We start from the raw sequence: 6,438 nt of genomic DNA, 5'->3' as shown, positions 1-6,438 counted from the left end.
CCCTGGCCACCAACGGGGCGATAAATGACCGCCTACGGGGAGTATTCACTGGCCGCCGACACGGCCGACGCCGCGAACGGCGGTTACCGTCGGGGACATGTCCGACCGATCGAGTGTGGCACCTGTCGACGAGGTGGCGCAGTGGCTGGCCGCAGCCCGAGGGGTCCTGGCGTTGACCGGGGCCGGCATTTCCACTGACTCCGGGATTCCCGACTTCCGGGGCCCCAACGGCGTCTGGACCCGGGACCCGGAGGCGGCCAAGCTGTTCACCCTCGACGCGTACGTCGCCGACCCGGCGGTGCGGCGGCGGTCCTGGATCGGCCGGCGGGAGCATCCGGCCTGGTCCGCGCAGCCGAACGGCGGCCACGCGAGTCTGGTGGAGTTGGAGCGGTCCGGCCGGCTCGCCGCGATCGTCACCCAGAACATCGACGGCCTGCACCAACGCGCCGGCAACAGTCCGGACAAGGTGATCGAGATCCACGGCACTATGTCCGAGGTCGAGTGCCTGAGCTGCGACGACCGGACCGGCATGGACGAGGCGCTGGCCCGGGTGGCCGCCGGTGAGGACGACCCGGACTGCCGCTTGTGCGGCGGCCTCCTGAAGGCGGCGACGATCTCGTTCGGCCAGTCGCTGCACGGGCCTACCCTGCGCCGGGCGGTGCGTGCCGCCGAACGTTGCGACCTGCTGCTCGCCGTCGGGACGTCGCTGACCGTGCAGCCCGCCGCCGGCCTGGTGGAGGTCGCTGCCGAAGCCGGTGCCCGGGTGGTGATCGTCAACGCGGCGGCGACGCCGTACGACCCGATCGCCGACGCGGTGCTGCGCGAACCCATCGGTACGGTGCTGCCCGCCCTCGTCCATCAGTTGATCTAGAAGGATCTGGCCGGTATATCGACCACGACTCTTCTAGATCGACGGCTGCGGCGAGGGCGGATCAGCCGGTGTGCTGCGGGCGGCGCGGGCCCGGTCGCTGAGCTCCGCCGCCAGCCACCACGCCTCGGCCACGTCCCGGTCCTTGGCGGCGGCGCTCGGCCCACCGGCGGTGTCGGCGTACACGGTGGCCAACCCGAGCAGTCGCTGCAACGGCCCGCGCACCACCCGTACGCTCTGCATCCGCGCGTACGGCACGACCAGCATCTGCCGGGTCAGCAACCCGCTGCGGACACTGAACACGTCGTTGGCAAGCCCGGCACCGAGCTTCGGCTGCACCAGCGGGTTGAGCCAGCGGGCCCGGCGCGGCGGCGGCGTCATCGGCAGCGCGTCGAGCGCGATGCCGGGCAGCACGTCCGCGAGGATGTGGTTCGCGGTGGGCAGTACGCCGACCGGCAGCAACTGATCGGACTGGGTGCCACCGCCCTGCCCGTCCGGTGCGGCGTAGCCGGCGACGTGCAACCGCATCCGCAGCCACTTCTTCCCCCGCCACAGCAGCGGCCAGGTCGCACCGACCGCCTGGATCCGGTGCAGCGGTACGGTCTGCGACCGGGTCTCGGTCAGCCCGTGCCGGACCCGCAGACCCACCTCGTCGCGGGCCAGCCGAAAGTTCCAGTCGCTGAGCACCCGCCGGATCGGCTGCAGGATCACCCCGGCGGTGGCGGTCAGGGTGCTGGCGACCGCCACGAATGACCAGGTGGCGTCCATCGCGAACTGGGTGATAACGAACGCGACACCGAACGGTAGGAACATGGTCTGCGGGGTGAGCAGTTGGCTGATCAGCAGGTCCCGGTTGACCACGGTGTGTAGCAGCCGGCCGGGTGGCGGCGCGGACGGGTCGGGCAGGCCGGCCGGGGTGCCGTCCGGCAGCGGTGCCGTCCCGTCGGGAGCTGCCGCGTCCGGGGCCGGCTTGGCGCGGCCGGCGAGCGCCAGCAGCCGGGCCCGCAGCGTGGCGGCGTCGGCGACGGTCAGATATGCCAGCGGCGCCTCGGTCTGGCCACCGCCGACCACTTCGAGCCGCAGTTCGGCCAGACCGGTCAGCTGGGCGAGCAGCGGCCGGACAACCTCGACCGCCTGCAGCCGCTCCAGCGGGATGGCACGGGTCCGCCGCCACAGCAGACCTTCGTGAATTCGCAGCTCACGGCCGACCACGTGGTAGCCGGTGTTGTACCAGCTGATCACCGCCACCGCCAGGTAGCCGAGCAGGCACAGCACGACCAGCAGTGCGAAGCGACCGAAACCGACCCGGCCGAGCGTCTGCCAGGACAGGCCGGCGATGATCACCACGAGGGCTCTGCTGCCCTTGAGGATCGGGCTCAGCGGATGCAGCCGCTGGCGGGGCTCCTCGACCGGACCGTGCGGCGGGTACGGCTGGCCCGGTAGCGGGTAGGCCTGTCCGGGCAGCGGGTACGGCGGCGGGACCGGATCGTGCGGCTGGCTCACAGACCCTCCGCCCGGATCTCGCCGAGCGTGGTGAGCCGGTCCCGTAGCCGGGACGCCTCGGCGGGCCGCAGCCCGGGAACCCGGGCGTCACTGGCCGCCGCAGCCGTGTGCAGCTGCACGGTCGCCAGGTCGAAGACCCGCTCCAGCGGGCCGGCGGAGACGTCGACGAACTGCATCCGGGCGTACGGGACGATCGACAGCCGACGGACCAGCAGCCCGTGCCGCACCAGCAGGTCGTCGTCGCGTTCGGCGTACCCCCAGGCATAGACGGCCCGTACCGTCGCCACCACCCGTAGCACGGTGAGCAGCACGGCGGCGCCGAAGCCGACGCCGATGAACCAGAAGCCGGTGATCGCCCAGCCGACGCCGAGCCCGACGAGCAGGAAACTCATCCCGATGGCGAGCCGGATCAGCTCCACCCAGACCAGGTCGCGGGAGACGGGCTGCCATTGCACCGTCTCCGGCCAGGGCTCCAACGGGCTGATCGGGGCTGCCGGTGCGGCGGACTGTTCGGTCACCCTTACGAGCGTAGGCGATCAGCCAAGCGGTGCCACGTCGCGGAGGAATCCGCGTATGTGCAGGAAGTCGCCGAGCCGGTGCCGGTGGTCGGCGCAGGCCAGCCAGGTCTTGCGACGTTCGGGCTGGTGCAGCCGGGGATTGTTCCAGTTGAGCGCCCAGATCGCCGGGGCACGGCAGCCCTTGGCGGAGCAGATCAACTGCTCACCGGGTGCGGTGTCGGCGGGATCGGGGGACGCGGCCACAACACGAGTCTAGGTCGGGACCAGATCAGGGGTGGCACGAGCCTGGGGTGTGAGCGCCGGGCGGCCACGGGGGAAGCCGCCCGGCGACGGCTGAATCGTACACACGCCGATCCCCCTCGTGTCTACCCACCGGGCGGTGCTTTCTCGGCCCCTGCCCGCCGGTTCGGACCGGCGTGCGACGCTTAGTGCGGCACGACCTTTTCGACCGACGACGCCAGAACCCTGACGACGCCAGAACACGCTGTGGAGGACCGGTGGCCCAGCCGACCACGCCCGAATCGTCGACACCGACCGCTGCGCCGCCGTCGCCCCCCGAGGCGACACCGGCCACCGACGCGACCCTGCTGGAGCGGGCGATGTTCGAGGTCAAACGGGTCATCGTCGGTCAGGACCGGATGGTCGAGCGGATGTTCGTCGCGCTGCTCGCCCGGGGGCACTGCCTGCTGGAAGGCGTCCCGGGGGTGGCGAAGACGCTCGCCGTGGAGACCCTGGCCACCGTCGTCGGTGGTTCGTTCGCCCGGATCCAGTTCACCCCCGACCTGGTCCCCGCCGACCTGGTCGGCACCCGGATCTACCGGCAGTCCAGCGAGAAGTTCGACATCGAGCTCGGGCCGGTGTTCGTCAACTTCCTGCTCGCCGACGAGATCAACCGCGCGCCGGCCAAGGTGCAGTCGGCGCTGCTCGAGGTGATGAGCGAGCGGCAGGTGTCGCTGGGCGGGCAGACGCATCCCGTACCAGATCCGTTCCTGGTGATGGCCACCCAGAACCCGATCGAGCAGGAGGGCGTCTACCCGCTGCCGGAGGCCCAGCGCGACCGGTTCCTGATGAAGATCGTGGTGGGCTATCCGACCGACGCGGAGGAGCGGGAGATCGTCTACCGAATGGGGGTGGAGGCACCGCAGCCGAGCGTCATCTTCAAACCCACCGACCTGGTCGACCTGCAGCGCAAGGCGGACAAGGTGTTCGTGCACAACGCGCTGGTCGACTACACCGTCCGCCTGGTGCTGGCCACCCGGGCGCCGGCCGAGCACGGCATGCCGGACGTCGCGCAGCTGATCCAGTACGGGGCCAGCCCGCGTGCCTCGCTGGGCATCGTGCGGGCCACCCGGGCGTTGGCGCTGCTGCGCGGGCGCGACTACGCGTTGCCGCAGGACGTGCAGGACATCGCGCCGGACATCCTGCGCCACCGGCTGGTGCTCAGCTACGACGCGCTCGCCGACGACGTACCCGCCGACCACGTCGTCGGGCGGATCATGCAGATGGTGCCGCTGCCGTCGGTCGCCCCCCGGCAGAACGCGACGCCGCAGCCGGCGGGACCGACGGGACAGGCCGCGCCGGCCGCCGCGGTGCCCGGCCCGCCCGGTGGTGCCGGCTGGCCCGGGCAGTCGCAGTGACCGCTGCGGCGCCGAGCTCGGGCCGGGCGGAGGCGGTGCTGTCCCGGCTCTACCTGACCGTCACCCGCAAGCTCGACGGCCTGCTGCAGGGCGACTACGTGGGGCTGCTGCCCGGTCCGGGCAGCGAGGCCGGTGAGTCGACCGAGTACCGGCCCGGCGACGACGTACGCCGGATGGACTGGCCGGTGACGGCCCGGACCACCGTGCCGCATGTACGGCGTACCGTCGCCGACCGGGAGCTGGAAGCCTGGGTGGCGGTGGACCTGTCGGCCAGCCTGGACTTCGGTACCGCCCGGTGTCTCAAGCGGGACCTGGCCGTCTCGGCGGCGGCGGCGATGGTGCACCTGACCGCGCGGGGCGGCAACCGGGTCGGCGCGGTGATCGGCACCGGTGATCCGGCGCTCGGCGGCGTCCTCACCCGGCTGCCGGCGCGGACCGGCCGCAAGGAGGCGCACGGGCTGCTGCGGGCGATCGCCGGCACCCAGTCCCGACCCGGCCGCAGTGACCTCGGCGCCCTGATCGACATGCTGAACCGGCCGCCGCGTCGCCGTGGCGTCGCCGTGGTGATTTCCGACTTCCTGGCCCCGCCGCAGCAGTGGGGCCGGCCGGTCCGCAAACTCGCGGTCCGCCATGACGTCCTCGCCGTCGAGGTGGTCGATCCGCGTGAACTGGAGCTGCCCGACGCCGGCGTGCTGACCGTGGCCGACCCGGAGACCGGCACGCTGCACGAGGTGCAGACCGCCGATCCACGGCTGCGCCGGCGGTACGCCGAGGCGGCCGGGGCCCAGCGGGCGGCGATCGCGCAGACCCTGCGCGGTGCCGGCGCGGCCCACCTGCGGCTGCGGACCGACTCGGACTGGCTGTTGGACATCGTCCGGTTCGTCGCCGGGCAGCGGCACGCCCGTACCCGTGGCATCGCCCGCCCGGCCCCCACCCCGCGCCCGGAAAGCGAAGCTCGATGATCCGTTTCCTGCAGCCCTGGTGGCTGCTCGCCCTGCTGCCGGTCCTGGCGATCGCCGGGATGTACGTGTGGCGTCAGTTCCGCCGCAAGGCGTACGCGGTCCGGTTCACCAACGTGGACCTGCTGCGCACGCTGGCCCCGCGCGGCCTCGGCTGGCGCCGTCACCTGGCCGCCGGGGCCTTCCTGCTGAGTCTGCTGGTGTTGGCGTCGGCGCTGGCCCGGCCGTCGATCGACACCGAGGAGTCGCTGGAGCGGGCCACCGTCATGCTCGCCATCGACGTGTCGCTGTCGATGGAGGCCGACGACGTGACCCCCAGCCGGATCGAGGCGGCCCAGCAGGCGGCGAAGGAGTTCGTCGCGGAGCTGCCGGAGGGCTACAACATCGGGCTGGTCGCGTTCGCCAAGTCGGCGAACGTGCTGGTCTCGCCGACCAAGGACCGGGCCGCGGTGTCCCAGGCGATCGACGGTCTGGTGCTGGCCGAGGCCACCGCCACCGGCGAGGCGGTGTTCACCTCGTTGGAGGCGATCCGGCTGGTGCCGACCGACGGTGCGCAGGGCCCGCCGCCGGCCCGGATCGTGCTGTTGTCGGACGGCTACCGCACCTCGGGCCGGTCGGTCGAGGAGGCCGCCGCGGCGGCGTCGGCGGCCAACGTACCGGTGTCGACGATCGCGTTCGGCACCGACGACGGCCAGGTGCAGATCGGTAACCAGGTGCAGCGGGTGCCGGTGGACCGGTTCGCGTTGGCCGAGCTGGCCGAGGCGACCAACGGCTTCTTCTACGAGGCGGCGTCGGTCGGCGAGCTCAACCAGGTGTACGAGGACATGGGCTCGTCGATCGGGCAGCGGACCGTGCCCCGGGAGATAACCCAGTGGTACGCGGCCTTGGCGTTGCTGCTGGCGTTGGGCGCGGCGGTACTCAGTCTGCTGTGGACCTCGCGGCTGCCGTGAGAC

At 72.2% G+C, this 6,438-nt stretch carries 7 protein-coding genes; 4 read left to right on the top strand and 3 right to left on the bottom strand.

Translation table 11 applies throughout. From position 1 onward, the window contains the following. The first annotated feature begins 97 nt into the window (after positions 1–97). Complete coding sequence (locus ACFHWT_RS24185) at positions 98–871, top strand: SIR2 family NAD-dependent protein deacylase (RefSeq protein ID WP_416596977.1); 774 nt, start codon at positions 98–100, stop codon at positions 869–871. A 33-nt stretch (positions 872–904) separates the two neighbouring features. Here the strand turns inward: ACFHWT_RS24185 and ACFHWT_RS24180 are convergent, their stop codons facing one another. From ACFHWT_RS24180 to ACFHWT_RS24170, 3 genes are read right to left on the bottom strand one after another with little or no spacing between them, the layout of a single operon-like run. Continuing rightward, positions 905–2,332, bottom strand: a complete 1,428-nt coding sequence (locus tag ACFHWT_RS24180) for a PH domain-containing protein (RefSeq protein WP_416596983.1) — start codon at positions 2,330–2,332, stop codon at positions 905–907. A gap of 35 nt (positions 2,333–2,367) precedes the next feature. Continuing rightward, on the bottom strand, positions 2,368–2,889 hold the full coding sequence (locus ACFHWT_RS24175; protein ID WP_416596976.1) for a PH domain-containing protein: 522 nt from the start codon (positions 2,887–2,889) through the stop codon (positions 2,368–2,370). Between the two features lie 18 nt (positions 2,890–2,907). Then, positions 2,908–3,132 (bottom strand): hypothetical protein, encoded by a 225-nt coding sequence (locus ACFHWT_RS24170; RefSeq protein ID WP_416596975.1) that lies wholly within the window; start codon positions 3,130–3,132, stop codon positions 2,908–2,910. A gap of 254 nt (positions 3,133–3,386) precedes the next feature. On the opposite strand from ACFHWT_RS24170, the gene ACFHWT_RS24165 reads away from it, so the two are divergent. Genes ACFHWT_RS24165 through ACFHWT_RS24155 form a run of 3 tightly spaced genes read left to right on the top strand, consistent with a single transcriptional unit; the run spans position 3,387 to position 6,435 of the window. Continuing rightward, positions 3,387–4,526 (top strand): AAA family ATPase, encoded by a 1,140-nt coding sequence (locus ACFHWT_RS24165; RefSeq protein WP_416596974.1) that lies wholly within the window; start codon positions 3,387–3,389, stop codon positions 4,524–4,526. Further along, positions 4,505–5,488, top strand: a complete 984-nt coding sequence (locus tag ACFHWT_RS24160; protein ID WP_416596982.1) for a DUF58 domain-containing protein — start codon at positions 4,505–4,507, stop codon at positions 5,486–5,488. The genes ACFHWT_RS24165 and ACFHWT_RS24160 overlap by 22 nt, the downstream gene beginning before the upstream one ends. Further along, entirely contained in the window at positions 5,485–6,435 is a 951-nt protein-coding gene (locus ACFHWT_RS24155; protein WP_278169849.1) for a VWA domain-containing protein, read from the top strand. The genes ACFHWT_RS24160 and ACFHWT_RS24155 overlap by 4 nt, the downstream gene beginning before the upstream one ends. Positions 6,436–6,438 lie beyond the last annotated feature (3 nt).

Source organism: Micromonospora sp. LOL_021 (assembly GCF_048060215.1).
GTDB lineage: Bacteria > Actinomycetota > Actinomycetes > Mycobacteriales > Micromonosporaceae > Micromonospora_E.
This window is presented reverse-complemented; position numbering and strand designations above follow the sequence as displayed.

Coding starts and splice junctions, on each gene's coding strand:
- ACFHWT_RS24155 (WP_278169849.1), top strand. CDS start 5,485: ATGATCCGTTTCCTGCAGCCCTGGTGGCTGCTCGCCCTGCTGCCGGTC.
- ACFHWT_RS24185 (WP_416596977.1), top strand. CDS start 98: ATGTCCGACCGATCGAGTGTGGCACCTGTCGACGAGGTGGCGCAGTGG.